The sequence below is a fragment of the Streptomyces sp. NPDC041814 genome (assembly GCF_055590565.1).
The window spans coordinates 84,121-100,242 of sequence record NZ_JBVJAM010000010.1 but is presented as its reverse complement, the minus strand read 5'-3'; the positions used below and the strand labels follow the sequence as shown (position 1 = coordinate 100,242).

Sequence of the window (16,122 nt, the reverse complement as noted above, 5' to 3'; positions counted from 1 at the left end):
ATGTCGTAATCCGGAGGCTGTGCGGCGGGCTCACAGCACCGCGATCCCCAGCGGCCGCTCGCCCGCCGCGAGACGGACCGGCGGGGTCCTCCCGTCGAGCGCGACGACAGTGATCCCGTTCCAGTAGCCGTCCCGGGTGAAGCCTCCTGTGACGTACGCCGTACGGCCGTCCCGGGACACAGCGACATCCTCGTGCGGGCCGTCCAGCTCCACGACGCGCTCGGAGCCGTCCGGCTCACGGATCGTCAGCGACGCCTCCTCGTCGTCGGAGGCGATCGGGCCGGTGCCGACGACGAGCAGGGTGCCGTCCGGGGCGAGCGCCGCGCCGTGCTGGTGGGTGTTGGCCGTCATCCGCTCGACGGTCACCTTCCCGGTGCGCGGATCGAGGACCGCGAGCCGCTCGCCTTCGAACGGCAGCAGCAGCTTCCCGTCGGACGGCCGCACCACCGCGTAGTGCGGCTTCAGCCAGGACCCGAGCCCGCCGCCGGTGCCGTACGGGGCGACCTCCATGCGGCGCGCGCGGAGCGTGTCCGTACGCACGGACGTCACGTCGAACGAGTCGTGCCCGGTGGCGTACGCCTCCGAGCCGTCGCGCGACACGTCCACGTCGAAGGGCCGGCGCCCCACGGAAGCCGTGCCGGTGACCTTCCGGGCCGCAGTGTCGATGACCTCAAGGACGCCGTTGCCATCCGGCACGTTGACACCGACGTAGGCGTGCCGGCCGTCGGGGGCCAGCGCGATGCCCATGCCGCCGCCCCGGTATTCACCCGTCGTCGCGGGCCCGGTCCGCGTCCGGTACGGGATACGGGCCGTCCGCGTCCGCTTCTCGGTGTCCACGACCGCGACGCCTTCGGCGGTGGTGACCCACGCCCGCCCGTCCGCGCCGACGGCGACGCCATAGGGGGCTGTGCCGACCCTCACCCGGTCGAACGTGCCCCGCTCCGGATCGACGAAGCTGACCGTGTCGCCCCCGAAGTCGGCGACGAGCAGCGTCCCTTCGGGGGTCACCCCGGGCTCGGGCGCGGCAGTGGGCGCGGGGGCCCGCGCGGCGGGCGAGGCGCCGGGGGACGCGGGCGCGTCGGTGGCGGCGCACCCGGCGAGCACGGAGGCGGCGGCGACGGCGGCCAGGACGGCCGCCGGGCGCTTCCGGCCGACAGGGCGGGGGCTCACGAGGCGTCCCGCAGCAGCGCCGCGATCCCCGCGAACCCGCGCCGCTCCGCGTGCTCCAGCGCGGTCACCCCGTCGCCGTCCGCCAGCCCCGGCGTCGCGCCCGCCGCGAGCAGCAGCTCCACGATCTCCTGGTGCGCCCGGCCGCCGTCGCCGAGGATCACGGCCTCCAGCAGGGCGGTCCAGCCCAGCCGGTTGACGTGGTCGACGTCGATGTCGGTCACCCTCAGCAGCTCCCGTACGTACGCGACATGACCGCGCTCGCTCGCCGGGATCAGCGCGATCCCGCCGAACCGGTTGCGGAGCTTCAGGTCGGGACCGGCCGGCAGCAGGGCGCGCAGCATCTCCACGCTGCCCGTGACGCCGGTGGCCAGCCAGGGGCTCTCCTCGCGCCGGTCCTGCGCGTCCGGGTCGGCGCCCGCCGCGACGAGCAGCCGGGCGGCCTCGACGTGATCGCCGTGGACGGCCAGGAGCAGCGGGGTGCGCAGCTCCTCGTCCCGGGCGTCGACCCGGGCGCCGCCCTCGATCGCGGTCCGCACCCCGTCGGTGTCGCCTGTGCGCGCGGCGTCGAGCAGCTGGTGATCGAGGGCGTTCATGTCCGTCTCCCGGGAGGTGTGCGCGTACGTACTACTTGGCGAGGGCGGCGACGCCGGCCTGGGCGAACTTCTCGTCCAGGTCGCCGCTCGGGGCGCCCGCGACGCCGATGCCCGCCACCGGGGCGCCCTTGACCTGCACGGGGGCGCCCCCCGCGAGGAACAGCGTGCCAGGGATGTCCTTCAGGTTCGGCGCCTGGGCGAGGCGCTTGGCCAGCTCGGAGGTCGGGGCGTTCCACGACACGGCGGTGTACGCCTTCTTCTCGGCCGACTCGTACGCCTGCGGGCCCGAGCCGTCGCCGCGCAGGGTCAGGATCGTGTTGCCGTTGCGGTCGACCACCGAGACCGCGACGCGCTGGTTCTCCTTCTTCGCCGCGTCCAGGGCGGCCTGCGCGGCCTTCGTCGCGGCGTCGAGCGTCAGGTGCGTCGTCTGCTGGAGGTTGCGGTGCGCGGTGTCGGCCTTGACGGTGGTCGCGGGGGCGGCGGCCGGGGTGGACGCGTTCGCGGACATCGCGCCGAACGTGCCGGCCCCGAGGGCGGCGGCGGCGACGGCACCGGTCAGGACACGGGTGCGCAGCGACATCTTCTTCATCAGGGGCTCCTCAGGGGGGACGGAAGCGGGTGGTTCCCGCGTCCTGTCATCCATCCTTGGCCCGGAACCGCCCCCGGACGGTCGTCGTACCGGCTCGACCCGGCGCCCGGGACGGCTGACGTCCCCATCGGCCGATCGGTTGATGCGGGGACGGCCTTCCGGGGTGACGATGGAATGTCCACGCAGGTCAGCGGGGGTCCCTTCGGGGCCGGAGATCGGAGTACGAGGTGGCTCAGGGGTACGAGGACGGGCTCCGGCCCGTACCGGAGCGGGGCGCCGACGACGGCGACACCCGCTCCCTCGCCCTCCTCATGCACGCCGCGTTCTTCCTGCTCCTCGGCGCCTCGCTCGCCCGGTTCCTGCTCCGGCACCCCGGTGAGGCCCGCACGCCGTGGATCATCGGCCTGTCCATCGCCCTGGCCGTGCTCTACGTCATGGGGCCCGTGCTCGGCTCGCGGCCCACCGCCCGCAGCCTCGTCTGGCTCGGCGGACTCGTCGTCGTGTGGATGGTGGTGGTCGTCCTCGCGCCCAGCTTCGCCTGGTGCGCGGTGCCGCTCTTCTACACCGGTCTGCGCATCCTGCCGCCCCGCGCCGCGTACGCGCTCGTCGCCCTGCTCACGCTGTTCGTCGTCGCCGCGCAGCTCCGCCTCGCACACGGCTTCGACCCCAACCTCGTGCTCGCCCCGCCCGCCGTCGCCGCCGTCGCCACCGCCGTGTTCGTCCACATGCAGCGCCAGGCCGTACGGCAGAGCAGGCTCATCGACGATCTGCTCCGCACCCGCCGCGAACTCGCCGCCACCGAGCGCCGCGAAGGCACCCTCGCCGAACGCCAGCGGCTGTCCATGGAGATCCACGACACCCTCGCCCAGGGCCTGTCCAGCCAGCAGATGCTCCTCCAGGCCGCCGACCGCACCTGGGACACCGACCCGGCCGCCGCCCGGCGCCACATCCGTACCGCCGGGGGCATCGCCGAACGCAACCTCGCCGAGGCCCGCCGCTTCGTCCACGACCTGGCCCCCGCCGACCTGGCCGAGGGCGGCGGCCTCGACGCGGCCCTGCACGCACTCGCCGCCCGCGAAACCGCCCAGGCGCAGGGCAGGCTCACCGTCCGCTGCCACATCGAGGGCGCCCCGCACACCGTGCTGCCCGACCGCACCCAGTCCGCGCTGCTGCGGATCGCCCAGGGCGCCCTGGCCAACGTCACCGAACACGCGGGCGCCACCGAGGCCGCCCTCACGCTCACGCACCTGGACGACCGCACCGTCCTCGACATCGCCGACAACGGCCACGGCTTCACGCCCACCGCCACGGCCCCGGGCGGGGTGCGCGGCCACGGGCTGCCCGCCATGCGCGCCCGCCTCCATCAGCTCGGCGGCACCCTCACCATCGAGTCGGCGCCCGGCGAAGGCACCGTCGTCACCGCCACCGTCCCCGTCGTCACCGCACCCCAGGACTCCGCATGACCGCCGACCGCACCGCCGACCGCATCCGCATCCTGCTCTGCGACGACCACGCCGTCGTACGCGCCGGGCTCCTCGCCCTCCTCGGCAGCGAACCCGACATCGAGGTCATCGGCGAGGCGGGCAGCGGTGAGGAGGCCGTCGCGCTCGCCGCCCGGCTCACCCCCGACGTCGTCCTGATGGACCTCCAGCTCGGCACCGGCATCGACGGCGTCGAAGCGACCCGCCGCATCGCGGCCGGCCCCGGCACCCACGTCCTGGTCCTCACCACGTACGACACCGACGCCGACATCACGCGCGCCATCGAGGCCGGCGCCACCGGCTACCTGCTCAAGGCCGAACGCCCCGAGGAGCTGTTCGCAGCGATCCGCTCCGCGGCCCAGGGCCGCACCACGCTCTCCCCGCCCGTCGCCAGCCGCGTGATGGCCCGTATGCGCGCGCCCCGCCCCACCCTCACCGACCGCGAGCGCGACATCCTCGGCCAGCTCTCCCGGGGGCTCGGCAACCGCGAGATCGCCCGCGCCCTGTTCATCAGCGAGGCCACGGTCAAGACGCACCTCGGCCGCATCTACGACAAGCTCGGCGTCGACACCCGCGCGGGCGCCGTCGCCGTCGCCAAGGAGCAGCGGTTGCTGCCGTAACGGGCGACACGCCGGGCATGACACCATCGAAGCGTGCTCGACATCGGCTACTCCCTCTCCCGCCGCTTCCCCGACCCCCCGCAGACCGACTACCGCCGCGCGGACGTCCACGCGCTGCGGCACGACCTGTTCTCCGGGGACGTCTACCTCGCGGACACCAAGGAGGACCGCGAAGTATCCACAGCCTGGGGATGGGTGCCGGTGCTCGACTTCGCCTGGGCGCTGTGCGACATCGTGGAGCGGATCGACCAGGACCCGCGCGGCAGCCGCTCGCACCGCCGCCAGCAGGCCGAACTCGACTTCACCGAGTCCACCGACCGCATGCTCTTCGAGCGCCGCTTCGGCTGGGTCGACATCGAGGCCGACTGGATGGACCCCGAGGAACCGCCGCTCACCTTCAGCCACTCCCTCCTGCGCCGCGAGGCCCGCGACTTCCTGCACGACCTGATCGCCGACCTGGCCGACATGCACGAGGGCCTGGCCGACAACCCGGCCGTCTGGGACCTCCAGGCCCGCTTCCCCCGCCTCTGACCGGGCCCGGCCCGCACCTCACGCCTCCACCCGCACCCCGATCTGCGCCGCGAACGCCGGCGCCAGCTCCATCAGCTGCACGGGGCTGATCACCGCGCCCGCCAGCCGCTCCACCCCGCGCGCGATGTCGAGCTCGGCGGCCGCGCGCAGATCGACCGCATCCATCCGCGCCGCGCTGAAGTCCGCCCGCTTCAGCGCGCAGTCCCGGAACTCCACCCGCGTCAGCCGCGCGCCCCCGAAATCCGGCTCCACCAGCACACAGCCCTCGAAGACGACATCCGTCAGCCGGGCCTCCCGCAGATTCAGGTAGTCGATCTTCCCGCCCCGCACCACCACCCGCTCCAGCACCGCGCCGTGCAGCTGCGTCCCGCCGAGCCTCGCGTCCACCACCTCCACGTCCCGCAGCGACGCCTCCGCGAGATCGGTGCCCACTCCCCGTACGCCCGTCAGCACCGAGTCGATGAACCGCGCCCGCACCAGCTCCGCCCGGTCCAGGGCGCATCCCTCCAGCGCGCAGTCCATGAACCGCGCACCCCGCCCCGACGCGTCCGCCAGGTCGACCGACGCCCCGAACCGCACGCCGTCGTAATCCCCGTCCGGTTCGAGCACGCCCTCCTCGAAGTCCACCAGCGGCGGCAACCGCACCTCCGGCCGCCGCGCCGCCTTCACACCACCGCTCCGACCACCAGCACGCACCATGCCCCCATCGTGACGCACGCCACTGACAACGCCCCGACCGCACTTGACCTCAACCCTGCTTGAGGTCAAAGGCTGGGGCCACCCGCACCCACACCACTCCGGGGGACCCCGCCATGCACGCCGTACGCCTCCACGCCTTCGGCCCCGCCGAGAACCTCACCTACGAGCACACCGACACCCCCTGGCCGGGCCCCGGCCAGGTCCGCATCGCCGTCCGCGCCGCCGGCGTCCACCTCCTCGACACCACGCTGCGCCAGGGCCTCCCCGGCCCCTTCCCGCCCGCCCCGCTGCCCACCATCCCCGGCCGCGAAGCCGCCGGCACCGTCGACGCGCTCGGCGAAGGCACCGACCCGGCCTGGCTCGGCCGCGACGTCGTCGCCCACCTCGGCAACATTCCCGGCGGCTACGCCGAACGCGTCGTCAGCGACACCGACCGGCTCCACCTCGTACCCGAAGGGCTCGGCCACGCGGAAGCCGTCGCCATGGTCGGCACCGGCCGCACCGTCCTCGGCATCCTCGGCTTCACCCCGCTCGGCCCCGACTCCCTCGTCCTCGTCACCGCCGCCGCCGGAGGCATCGGCACCCTGATCGTCCAGTACGCCAAGAACGCCGGAGCCACCGTCATCGGCCTAGCCGGAGGCCCCGGCAAGACCGCCCGCGTCCGGGACAACGGCGCCGACCTCGCCGTCGACTACACCCGCCCGGACTGGCCCCACCACGTCCGCACCCACCTCGACGCCCTCGGCCGCCGTGCCACCGTCGTCTACGACTCCGTCGGCTCCACCACCGCCCGCGCCGCCGTCGACCTCCTCGGCAGGGGCGGGCAGCACGTCGTCTACGGCCGGTCCGGCAACGGCCGCCCCTACTCCCCCACCGACGACGAACTCGAAGCACGCGGCATCACCTCCGAGAACGTCCTCGGCCCCGGCCTGTTCCGCAAGGGCGGCGGACCGCGCGCGCTCGAAACCCGCGCCCTCGCCGAGGCCGCCGCCGGCCGGCTGCGCCCCGCGATCCAGACCTACCCGCTCGCCCGCGCCGCCGACGCCCACCGCGACCTGGAGACCCGGGGCACCATCGGCAAGGTGGTCCTCATCCCCTGACGCGGGACCCCGCCCGCCTCACGCCCCGCCCAGCTCCGCCAGCGCCCCGTCGGTCAGCCGGTACACCGTCCACTCGTCCTGCGGACGCGCGCCCAGCGACTCGTAGAACGCGATCGACGGGGCGTTCCAGTTCAGCACCGACCACTCCAGGCGCTCGTAACCCCGCTCCACACAGATCCGCGCCAGCTCCGTCAGCAGCGCCTTCCCGTGCCCGCCGCCGCGCCGCTCGGGGCGTACGTACAGGTCCTCCAGGTAGATGCCGTGCACCCCGCGCCACGTCGAGAAGTTCAGGAACCAGAGCGCGAAGCCGACGACCTCGCCGTCCTCGTCCGACTCCGCGATGTGCGCGAAGGCGGCCGGCCGCTCGCCGAACAGCGCCTCCCGCAGGTGGTCCTCCGTCGCACGCACCTCGTGCAGCGCCTTCTCGTAGTCGGCCAGCTCACACACCATGGCGTGGATGACGGGGACATCGGCGGGGGTAGCGGTACGAATCATGCGTGCAGCGTAGACATCGCCCCGCCGAGAGCTACGCGCGGCCCGTCGTCAGACGAGCCCCCGCAGCACCCGCGCGATCTCCGCCTGCTCCGGAGCCAGCCGCCTCGTCCCGCCCTCCACCGACCAGCACGCGTTCTGGAGCACCCTCCCCAGCGTCCACGCCGCAGCCCGCCCCCGGTCGAGCTCCAGCACCCCGGTCATCGCGTCGAACCGCTCCCCCACCGCGCCCGCGTCGAACCGGTTCACCAGCGCGGGCAGCAATTCGAACCCCGGGTCCCCCACCAGGGGCTTCGGGTCGATGGCCACCCACCCGCTGCCGCCCTCCCCCGCCAGCACGTTCCCGAAGTGCAGGTCCCAGTGCAGCAGCCGGTCCCCCGGCTCCCCCGCCACCTCGCGCACCACCGCCGCGCAGTCCCGTACGAGCCCCCGCTCCTCCTCGTCCACCAGCGCCGCCACGACCTCCGGCGCGCCCGCCAGCATCCGCGAAACCGCCTCCCCGAGCCCCCTCAGTCCGGCCCCCGTCGCATCCGCCCCCGGCCGCACCGCCGTCAGCTCCGCCAGCAGCCCGGCGATCACCCGGACCGCCCGGTCCGGGTCCGGCTCGGCCGCCAGCGAACGGCGTCCGTCCAGCCGCTCCAGGAGCATCGCCCCGGTCACCGGATCGTGCTCCAGCAAGCGCACCGCCCGGGCCCCCGCCGCACCCCACAACCGCAGCGCGACCGGCTCCCCCACCGTCTCCGCGTCCACCGGCTGCAGCTTCAGCACCGCCCGCCGCCCGTCCGCCCGCACCACCGGCAGGACCAGCGCGCACACCCCGTACATCGCCGCACCGTCCCGGCGCAGCCCCCACCGCTCCAGGAACTCCGCCGCCATCCCCGGCAGCGCGGCCACGAACGCCCGGCCCGCCTCCCCGTTGTATGCGGACTGAGTAGCGATGAGCGCATCCGGAATGTCGATCACGCCCCCGATCGTAGGAGCGTGCGTCAATCGGGCATGCCCTCCGGCCACCCAGCCCCGCCCGCCCGGCCCCGCACCGCCCCCGCCGGGCGGCTGCTCCGCGCCCTCGGCTCCTGGATCCGCAGCGCCCCCGGCACGTACCTCTGGCTGACCGCCCTCTTCGTCACCACGGTGATCGTCCACCAGATGTCTCCGGCCTTCGAGGAGGAGTTCCTCCGCCAGCGCTCCACCAACATCCACGAGCTCTCCCGCAACCCCATCCGCGTCCTGATCACCAGCGCCTTCTGGATCGACAGCGGACGATGGCTCCCCTACGCCGTCCTGTACACCGTCTTCCACGCCCCCGCCGAACGCCGCCTCGGCACCCTGCGCTGGCTCACCGTCGCCGCCACCGCGCACGTCCTCGCCACCCTGGTCAGCGAGGGCATCCTGGCCTGGGCCATCAACCACGGCCACGCCCCGGCCTCCGCCGCCAACACCCTCGACGTGGGCGTCAGCTACGCCCTGGCCGGCGTGGTCGCGGTCCTCACCTATTACGTCCCCCGCCCCTGGCGCCCGGCGTACCTCTTCGCGGTCCTGGTGATCTACACGGTCCCCCTGATCACCAACCCGACCTTCACGGACATCGGCCACCTGACAGCGGCGCTGATCGGCCTGGGGTGCTACCCGCTGACGCGGCGCGGGACACCTGGACGTAGCGAGGCATGAAAAAACCAGGCCGGGGAAGACCGGCCTGGTGGTGGAGCCCCCTGTCGGATTCGAACCGACGACCTACGCATTACAAGTGCGTTGCTCTGGCCAGCTGAGCTAAGGAGGCGTGCCGGAGCAGTCTAACCAACCCGGCCACCGGCACCGCGCAGAAATTTCACAGCCGGGGAACTACTGACAGATTCGAAACCGCCAGGTAGCGTCCTTGCAGGTTCACTCCGATGGACCAGACCACTCCCTTACAACGGATCGTCCGGCACGTTCCTGCCGGTGGAGGAGAAGAATCAGCATGGCCAGTGTCACGTTCGACAAGGCGTCCCGCGTCTACCCCGGCTCCACGAAGCCCGCGGTGGACCAGCTCGAAATCGACATCGCGGACGGTGAGTTCCTCGTCCTCGTCGGTCCCTCCGGTTGCGGCAAGTCCACCTCGCTCCGCATGCTCGCGGGTCTTGAGGACGTCAACGGCGGTGCCATCCGCATCGGTGACCGCGACGTCACGCACCTGCCCCCGAAGGACCGGGACATCGCCATGGTGTTCCAGAACTACGCCCTGTACCCGCACATGACCGTCGCGGACAACATGGGCTTCGCGCTCAAGATCGCCGGTGTGAACAAGACCGACATCCGGGCGAAGGTCGAAGAGGCCGCCAAGATGCTGGACCTCACCGACTACCTGGACCGCAAGCCGAAGGCGCTCTCCGGTGGTCAGCGCCAGCGTGTGGCGATGGGCCGCGCGATCGTGCGTGAGCCGCAGGTCTTCCTCATGGACGAGCCGCTGTCGAACCTCGACGCCAAGCTCCGTGTCTCCACCCGTACGCAGATCGCCTCGCTCCAGCGCCGCCTGGGCATCACCACCGTGTACGTCACGCACGACCAGGTCGAGGCCCTCACCATGGGTGACCGCGTCGCGGTCCTCAAGGACGGTCTCCTCCAGCAGGTCGACTCGCCGCGCAACATGTACGACCGCCCGGCGAACCTCTTCGTCGCCGGCTTCATCGGCTCCCCCGCGATGAACCTGGTCGAGGTCCCGATCACCGACGGCGGCGTGAAGTTCGGCAACAGCGTCGTCCCGGTCTCCCGCGAGGCGCTGACCGCCGCCGCGAACCGCGGCGACACCACCGTCACGGTCGGCATCCGCCCCGAGCACTTCGACATCGTCGAGCACGGCGGCGCCGCCGCGAAGTCCCTCACCAAGGACTCCTCGGACGCCCCGGCCGGCCTGGCCGTCTCGGTCAACGTGGTCGAGGAGCTCGGCGCCGACGGCTTCGTCTACGGTGCCGCCGAGGTCGGTGGCGAGCACAAGGACCTGGTCGTCCGCGTCGGCGGCCGCGCCGTCCCGGAGAAGGGCACCAAGCTGCACGTCGTGCCCCGCCCGGACGAGCTGCACGTCTTCGCCACGTCGACCGGTGAGCGCCTCACCGACTGACGTCGCACCCGCTGTACGGTGGCCCCGCGCGATCTTCGTGCGGGGCCACCGCGCGTCCCGGACACGTTACGAAGCCCGCCCGCGTTTGAAGCGCCGGAGGCGAATTCCCTGCCAGATCGGTCATTTCGCTACCGTTCGTCAACACGTGATTCGAAAAGCACACTCGAACCGTCCCCCGCGAGGGTGACGTAATGTCGCCGTATCATCACCGGCCGCTACGCTCGCTGCGTGACCCACACCGTGCGCCGTATCGGCCGAACTCTCGCTTTCGTACTGCCCGTCGTCATGGTCCTGTCCGGGACCCTCGCGGTCACCGCCGTGCCGTGGGCAGCCAGCAACTCCGACTCGCAGCTCCTCGCCGCGTCGGCCCGCAGCGTCCCCGACGCCAAGGGTGCCGAGGCCGCCGTCAAGCCGCGTGCCCCGCAGGACGTCCTGCGCGACCGGCTCCTCCAGGAGCTCCGCGCCAAGGACCCGGGCGTCGCGCTGACGGACCTCCAGCGTGCCGTCGAGGGACGCCCGTCGCTCGCCAAGCACTGCATGTCCATCGCGAAGACGCTGGGCAAGGCCGCCGTCGACAAGTACGGCCCGACGCGCGCGCACCGCTTCTCGCGCCCCGTCTGCGACACCTCGTTCGCCTCGGGCGTCGCCCAGTTCAGCTGACCGACGCGACGCTCCCCGCTGCCGGGCACGGCTTATCGTGCCTGGCATGCATACGTTTCCGACGCAGGCCGTGATCCTGGCGGGTGGCCAGGGGTCACGGCTGCGCCCGTATACCGATGACCGCCCCAAGCCGATGGTCGAGATCCCGGGCACCGGGACGCCGATCATCGGCCATCAGCTTTCCTGGCTGGCCGCCGAGGGCGTGACGGACGCCGTGGTGTCGTGCGGGCACCTGGCCGAGGTGCTCCAGGAGTGGCTGGCCGACGCGGTGCTCCCGCTGCGCGTGACGACGGTGGTGGAGTCCGAGCCGCTGGGACGCGGCGGCGGCCTCAAGTACGCGGCGGCGCGGCTGCCCGAGCCGGACGAGCCGTGGTACGCGACCAACGGGGACATCTGGACGCGGTTCTCGCTGCGCGAGATGGCGGCGTTCCACGCGGAGCGCGACGCTACCGCGACCCTCGCGCTGGCGCGGCCCCGGATTCCTTGGGGCGCGGTGGAGACGGACGCGTTCGGCCACATCACCGACTTCATCGAGGCGCCCCCGTCGCCGTATCTGATCAACGCCGGGGTGTACGTGTTCTCCCCCGCCTTCACGGACATGCTGCCGGACCGGGGCGACCACGAGCGGACCACGTTCCCCCGGCTGGCCCGCGAACGCCGGCTGGCCGGCTATCCGTTGCCGCACGGCGCGTACTGGCGGGCGATCGACACCGCGAAGGACCTGACGGAGGCCGCCAAGGAGCTGGACGGACGGTAGGGCGTACGGGAACGGGGCGGGCCCGGAGGTTTTCCTCCGGGCCCGCCCCGTTCCCACGCGGGGCGTCCGCCGTCAGCCGAGGAGGCCGCCGATCGGGTTGCGGCCGCCGCTGCCGCCGTCGCCGCCGCCCGAGCCGGCGCCGGGGTCGGGGTCGGTGCCGCCGGTGGTGGAGCCGCCGCCGGTGCCGGTGGTCCCGGACGAGCTGGGGCCCGAGCTGGTGGCGGGCGGCTGCTGGGGGGTGGTCTGCTGCGGGGGCTGCTGGCCGGTGCCCTGGGTCTGGCTGGGCTGTCCGGTGCTCGCGCCCGCCGCCTGACCCGTCTCGCGCACGCTGTCCGAGGCCGGGGTCGAGGCGTCGGCCGACGGGGTGTGCGGTGCGGTGCTGTGCGAGGGCGAGGGCTGGTGGCCGGTGGGGCTCTTGGACGCCTTGCCCTTGCGGGACTTGTCGGGGAGGGGCGAGCCGGGGAGCTGGTTGGTGGGGACGCCGTGGGGGCCGGGGACGGTGACGACCTCCGTGGAGCGGACGGCGCCGCCGAGCACGGAGCCGATGAGCAGGGTGAGGCCGACGACGACGCTGGCGACGACCGCGCCCCGGCGCAGGACGCGGCGGCGCAGGTCCCAGATCTCCGAACGGGGGCCGAGCTTGCGCCAGGCCTCCCCGGCGAGCCGTCCGTCGATGGAGTAGACGGGGGCGCCCGCGATGATCAGGGGGCTCCAGGCGGCGAGGTAGATGATGTCCGGCGCGTCGTAGGCGGCGACGGTGCGCCAGCTGACGGTGACCAGCAGGGCGGCCGACAGCAGGGCGCCGACCGTGGCGGCGACGCGCTGCCAGAGCCCGAGGACGGTGAGGACACCGACGACGACCTGGAGGAAGGCGATCGAGAGCCCGGCACCGACGGGGTGCGACAGGGCGAACTCGCGCAGCGGCTCGGCCAGCGCCCACGGGTGGAGCGAGTTGAGCCACTTGACCATCGAGCCGCGCTCGCCGCCGTCGAAGTAGACGGGGTCGCAGAGCTTGCCCATACCGGCGTAGATGGAGATGAAGCCGAGGAAGACCCGCATCGGCAGGAGGACGACGCCGAGGTTCATCCGGCGGCCCGGGTAGTACGCGTGGCGCACGTCGTCGGCGCCGCCCTGACGCCGGCCGCGGGCCTCCTCGTCGGTGAGGTCGACGGGCTCGTCGTCGTAGGCGCCCCGCCCGTCGTAGCCGTCCGGGTCGTACGGACCGGGGTCGACGGGGTCGTAGGCACCGACCGCCCGGCGCATGGGGGGCAGCAGCGGACCGCCGGAGCGGGGCGCGCCGATGACGGGGTTGGGCTGGGTCTCTTCGAGCGGGGACTCGTCGAGGCGCGGGATGACCTGGGTGCCCGCTCCGCCGCGCCCCTGGTCGAACTCGTAGGAGGCGTACGGATCGTAGGGGTCGTACGCGGTGTCGGGCCGGCCGGCGGTGGAGTTGCGTACGGCCTGCAGGAGTCCGGTCGCGCCGGGGTCGCCGGGAGAGGACTTGCCGCTCCAGACGACGGGGGCGCGCCGGCCGCGTCCGGCTCCGGGGACGCTCATGGCGGGGATCCTGGGCGCGCCGGCGGGGGTCACACCGCGCAGCCGTGCGCGCTGGCCGGGGGCGAGCTGCACCCGGAAGCTGGCGTGGTTGACGATGACCTGCGCAGGGTCGCAGTCCACCTTGGTCATGCTCAGGGCGGGTAGTTCGTCGAACCGAGGCGTTCTGGTGTCCACACTCATCTAACCGAGTGATGTGTGATTAGGACACTGCCTTGACCGTGTCGAAGGTGTCCGAGACCCGTCAACAGGTGGTGGGGGGTTGCGCGGGGGCGCGTGCACGTGCGCGCGCGCCCCCGTGCGGCCCCTCGGACCGGCTCCGGTCAGGCGCGGCGGCGCGCGACCTCGTACATGACGATGCCCGCGGCGACACCGGCGTTGAGCGATTCGGCACCGCCCGGCATGTTGATGCGGACGCGGTAGTCACAGGTCTCGCCGACGAGGCGGCCGAGGCCCTTGCCCTCGCTGCCGATGACGACGACGACGGGCCCGCCGAGCGCTTCGAGGTCCTCGACGGTGTGCTCGCCGTCGGCGGCGAGACCGACGACCGCGATGCCCTCCTTCTTGAACGCTTCGAGGGCCCGGGTCAGGTTGGTGACCTTGGAGACGGGGGTACGGGCGGCGGTGCCGGCCGAGGACTTCCAGGCCCCCGCGGTCATACCGGCCGCGCGGCGCTCGGGGACGACCACGCCGTGACCGCCGAAGGCGGAGACGGAGCGGACGATCGCGCCGAGGTTGCGCGGGTCGGTGACGCCGTCGAGGGCGACGATCAGCGGGTCCTCGCCGTTGTCGTACGCGGCTTCGAGGAGGTCCTGCGGGTCGGCGTACTCGTAGGGCGGGACCTGGAGGACGAGACCCTGGTGGTTGAGCCCGCCCGTCATGCGGTCGAGCTCGGGGCGCGGGGCCTCCATGAGGTTGATGTTGCCGCGCTCACCGGCGAGCTGGAGGGCCTCACGGACGCGCTCGTCGTTGTCGATGTACTGCTGGACGTAGAGCGTGGTGGCGGGGACGCCGTCGCGCAGGGCCTCGTACACCGGGTTACGGCCGACGACCATCTCCGAGGTGCCCTTGACGCCGCCGCGCCGGGGGGCGGGGCGGCGGTTGGCGGCCTGCTTGGCCCTGGCGGTCGCGATGCGGTTCTTCTTGTGCTTCTTGCGCTCCTCGGCCGGCGGGGTCGGGCCCTTGCCTTCGAGGCCCCGGCGTCGCTGGCCACCGCTGCCGACCGTGGCGCCCTTCTTGTTGGACGTGCGGCGGTTCCTGCGCTGGCTGTTCCCGGCCATGACCTACCTGTTTCGTTGCTTCGTCGTGCGTACGTATAAGTGCAGTGTGCCGCCCGGCGGACCGGGCGGCATGTGGTGGCTACTGGCGCGGGCCGAGTGTCCACCGGGGGCCGGACGGGCTGTCCTCGATGACGAGTCCGGACTGGTTGAGCTGGTCGCGGATGGCGTCGGCGGCGGCCCAGTCCTTGCGGGCACGCGCGGACTGCCGCTGGTCGAGGACGAGGCGGACCAGGGTGTCCACCACGCCGTGGAGGTCGTCGCCGCGGTCGCTCTCGCCGGCCCAGTGGTCGTCCAGCGGATCGAGGCCGAGGACGCCGAGCATGGCGCGGACCTCGGCGACGCGCGCGACGGCGGCTTCCTTGTCGTCGGCGGCCAGGGCGGAGTTGCCCTGGCGGACCGTGGTGTGCACGATCGCGAGGGCCTGGGGGACGCCGAGGTCGTCGTCCATGGCTTCGGCGAAGGCGGGCGGCACCTCGGCGGCGGGCGCGACGGTCTCCCCCGCCTTCTCGGTGACGCGCTGGATGAAGCCCTCGATGCGGGCGAACGCGGACTCGGCCTCGCGCAGGGCCTCCTCGCTGTACTCGATCATGGACCGGTAGTGCGGGGTGCCCAGGTAGTAGCGCAGGACGATGGGGCGCCAGGTCTTGACCATCTCGCTGACGAGGACGGAGTTGCCCAGCGACTTCGACATCTTCTCGCCGGACATGGTGACCCAGCCGTTGTGCACCCAGTAGCGCGCGAAGTCGTCACCGAACGCCTTGGCCTGGGCGATCTCGTTCTCGTGGTGCGGGAAGATCAGGTCGATCCCGCCGCCGTGGATGTCGAAGGCGGTGCCGAGGTACTTGTGCGCCATGGCCGAGCACTCCAGGTGCCAGCCGGGGCGGCCGCGGCCCCAGGGCGTCTCCCAGCTGGGCTCGCCGGGCTTCGACGCCTTCCACATGGCGAAGTCGCGCTTGTCGCGCTTGCCGGTCTCGTTGTCGCCCGACGGCTGGCGCAGATCGTCCAGCTCCTGGTTGGACAGCTCCAGGTAGCCCGGGAACGAGCGCACGTCGAAGTAGACGTTGCCGTCGGCGGCGTACGCGTGGCCGCGCTCGATGAGGCCCCGCATCATCTCGATCATCTCCGGGACGTGCCCGGTCGCGCGCGGCTCGTAGGTGGGCGGCAGGCAGCCGAGCGCGTCGTAGCCCGCGTTGAACGCCCGCTCGTTCTCGTAACCGATGGACCACCACGGGCGGCCCCGCTCGGCGGACTTGGCGATGATCTTGTCGTCGATGTCCGTGACATTCCGGACGAACGTCACGTCGTAGCCGCGGTACGTGAACCAGCGGCGCATGATGTCGAAGTTCAGCCCGGACCTGATGTGCCCGATGTGCGGGGCGGCCTGGACGGTGGCGCCACAGAGGTAGATCGAGACACAGCCCGCTGTGAGCGGGACGAAGTCACGGATCTGCCGGGCGCTGGTGTCGTACAGGCGAATAGTCACCCCTCAAGGGTAGTGGGCC

At 72.8% G+C, this 16,122-nt stretch carries 17 protein-coding genes and 1 tRNA gene; 8 read left to right on the top strand and 10 right to left on the bottom strand.

Annotation, left to right across the window (positions count from 1 at the left end):
• Positions 1 to 30: 30 nt before the first annotated feature.
• Genes ACZ6C6_RS24645 through ACZ6C6_RS24635 form a run of 3 tightly spaced genes read right to left on the bottom strand, consistent with a single transcriptional unit; the run spans position 31 to position 2,352 of the window.
• Positions 31 to 1,170 carry a YncE family protein gene (locus tag ACZ6C6_RS24645; RefSeq protein ID WP_469205420.1) on the bottom strand — a complete coding sequence of 380 codons (1,140 nt, stop codon included), beginning with the start codon at positions 1,168 to 1,170 and terminating at the stop codon, positions 31 to 33.
• Positions 1,167 to 1,763, bottom strand: a complete 597-nt coding sequence (locus tag ACZ6C6_RS24640) for an ankyrin repeat domain-containing protein (protein ID WP_469205419.1) — start codon at positions 1,761 to 1,763, stop codon at positions 1,167 to 1,169. Before ACZ6C6_RS24640 ends, ACZ6C6_RS24645 begins: the two co-directional genes overlap by 4 nt.
• 31 nt (positions 1,764 to 1,794) lie before the next feature.
• The gene (locus tag ACZ6C6_RS24635; RefSeq protein ID WP_469205418.1) at positions 1,795 to 2,352 is read right to left on the bottom strand and encodes a GlcG/HbpS family heme-binding protein; all 558 of its coding nucleotides are present in this window, start codon (positions 2,350 to 2,352) and stop codon (positions 1,795 to 1,797) included.
• Between the two features lie 227 nt (positions 2,353 to 2,579).
• Here ACZ6C6_RS24635 and ACZ6C6_RS24630 point away from each other — a divergent pair, with 227 nt between their 5' ends.
• From ACZ6C6_RS24630 to ACZ6C6_RS24620, 3 genes are read left to right on the top strand one after another with little or no spacing between them, the layout of a single operon-like run.
• The gene (locus ACZ6C6_RS24630) at positions 2,580 to 3,815 is read left to right on the top strand and encodes a sensor histidine kinase (RefSeq protein WP_469205417.1); all 1,236 of its coding nucleotides are present in this window, start codon (positions 2,580 to 2,582) and stop codon (positions 3,813 to 3,815) included.
• A complete protein-coding gene (locus tag ACZ6C6_RS24625; protein ID WP_143620933.1) occupies positions 3,812 to 4,453 on the top strand; it encodes a response regulator in 642 nt (213 codons plus the stop codon). The genes ACZ6C6_RS24630 and ACZ6C6_RS24625 overlap by 4 nt, the downstream gene beginning before the upstream one ends.
• A gap of 33 nt (positions 4,454 to 4,486) precedes the next feature.
• A complete protein-coding gene (locus tag ACZ6C6_RS24620) occupies positions 4,487 to 4,984 on the top strand; it encodes a hypothetical protein (protein WP_425815819.1) in 498 nt (165 codons plus the stop codon).
• A gap of 18 nt (positions 4,985 to 5,002) precedes the next feature.
• Here ACZ6C6_RS24620 and ACZ6C6_RS24615 read toward each other — a convergent pair whose 3' ends face one another.
• Positions 5,003 to 5,683 (bottom strand): pentapeptide repeat-containing protein, encoded by a 681-nt coding sequence (locus tag ACZ6C6_RS24615; RefSeq protein ID WP_469205416.1) that lies wholly within the window; start codon positions 5,681 to 5,683, stop codon positions 5,003 to 5,005.
• Between the two features lie 113 nt (positions 5,684 to 5,796).
• On the opposite strand from ACZ6C6_RS24615, the gene ACZ6C6_RS24610 reads away from it, so the two are divergent.
• Positions 5,797 to 6,783, top strand: a complete 987-nt coding sequence (locus tag ACZ6C6_RS24610; RefSeq protein ID WP_469205415.1) for a zinc-binding dehydrogenase — start codon at positions 5,797 to 5,799, stop codon at positions 6,781 to 6,783.
• An 18-nt stretch (positions 6,784 to 6,801) separates the two neighbouring features.
• Here ACZ6C6_RS24610 and ACZ6C6_RS24605 read toward each other — a convergent pair whose 3' ends face one another.
• A complete protein-coding gene (locus ACZ6C6_RS24605; RefSeq protein ID WP_469205414.1) occupies positions 6,802 to 7,278 on the bottom strand; it encodes a GNAT family N-acetyltransferase in 477 nt (158 codons plus the stop codon).
• Between the two features lie 48 nt (positions 7,279 to 7,326).
• Positions 7,327 to 8,238: an aminoglycoside phosphotransferase family protein gene (locus ACZ6C6_RS24600; protein WP_469205413.1), complete on the bottom strand. Its 912-nt coding sequence runs from the start codon at positions 8,236 to 8,238 to the stop codon at positions 7,327 to 7,329.
• Positions 8,239 to 8,271: 33 nt separating this feature from the next.
• Here ACZ6C6_RS24600 and ACZ6C6_RS24595 point away from each other — a divergent pair, with 33 nt between their 5' ends.
• Positions 8,272 to 8,943 (top strand): rhomboid-like protein, encoded by a 672-nt coding sequence (locus ACZ6C6_RS24595; protein ID WP_469205716.1) that lies wholly within the window; start codon positions 8,272 to 8,274, stop codon positions 8,941 to 8,943.
• Positions 8,944 to 8,975: 32 nt separating this feature from the next.
• Here the strand turns inward: ACZ6C6_RS24595 and ACZ6C6_RS24590 are convergent.
• A tRNA-Thr gene (locus tag ACZ6C6_RS24590) sits at positions 8,976 to 9,052 on the bottom strand.
• 180 nt (positions 9,053 to 9,232) lie between these two features.
• Between ACZ6C6_RS24590 and ACZ6C6_RS24585 the strand changes: the two genes are divergently transcribed.
• The 3 genes from ACZ6C6_RS24585 (at position 9,233) to ACZ6C6_RS24575 (ending at position 11,786) form a co-directional block, all read left to right on the top strand.
• The gene (locus ACZ6C6_RS24585; RefSeq protein WP_330453010.1) at positions 9,233 to 10,369 is read left to right on the top strand and encodes an ABC transporter ATP-binding protein; all 1,137 of its coding nucleotides are present in this window, start codon (positions 9,233 to 9,235) and stop codon (positions 10,367 to 10,369) included.
• Between the two features lie 228 nt (positions 10,370 to 10,597).
• Positions 10,598 to 11,029 carry a hypothetical protein gene (locus tag ACZ6C6_RS24580; protein ID WP_469205412.1) on the top strand — a complete coding sequence of 144 codons (432 nt, stop codon included), beginning with the start codon at positions 10,598 to 10,600 and terminating at the stop codon, positions 11,027 to 11,029.
• Positions 11,030 to 11,075: 46 nt separating this feature from the next.
• Positions 11,076 to 11,786 (top strand): nucleotidyltransferase family protein, encoded by a 711-nt coding sequence (locus ACZ6C6_RS24575; RefSeq protein ID WP_365679233.1) that lies wholly within the window; start codon positions 11,076 to 11,078, stop codon positions 11,784 to 11,786.
• A 72-nt stretch (positions 11,787 to 11,858) separates the two neighbouring features.
• On the opposite strand, the gene ACZ6C6_RS24570 is transcribed toward ACZ6C6_RS24575, so the two are convergent.
• From ACZ6C6_RS24570 to cysS, 3 genes are all read right to left on the bottom strand, one after another.
• The gene (locus tag ACZ6C6_RS24570; protein ID WP_469205411.1) at positions 11,859 to 13,472 is read right to left on the bottom strand and encodes a DoxX family membrane protein; all 1,614 of its coding nucleotides are present in this window, start codon (positions 13,470 to 13,472) and stop codon (positions 11,859 to 11,861) included.
• 191 nt (positions 13,473 to 13,663) lie between these two features.
• Positions 13,664 to 14,620, bottom strand: a complete 957-nt coding sequence (gene rlmB, locus ACZ6C6_RS24565) for a 23S rRNA (guanosine(2251)-2'-O)-methyltransferase RlmB (protein WP_469205410.1) — start codon at positions 14,618 to 14,620, stop codon at positions 13,664 to 13,666.
• Between the two features lie 79 nt (positions 14,621 to 14,699).
• A complete protein-coding gene (gene cysS / locus ACZ6C6_RS24560) occupies positions 14,700 to 16,103 on the bottom strand; it encodes a cysteine--tRNA ligase (RefSeq protein WP_469205409.1) in 1,404 nt (467 codons plus the stop codon).
• Between the last annotated feature and the right edge of the window lie 19 nt (positions 16,104 to 16,122).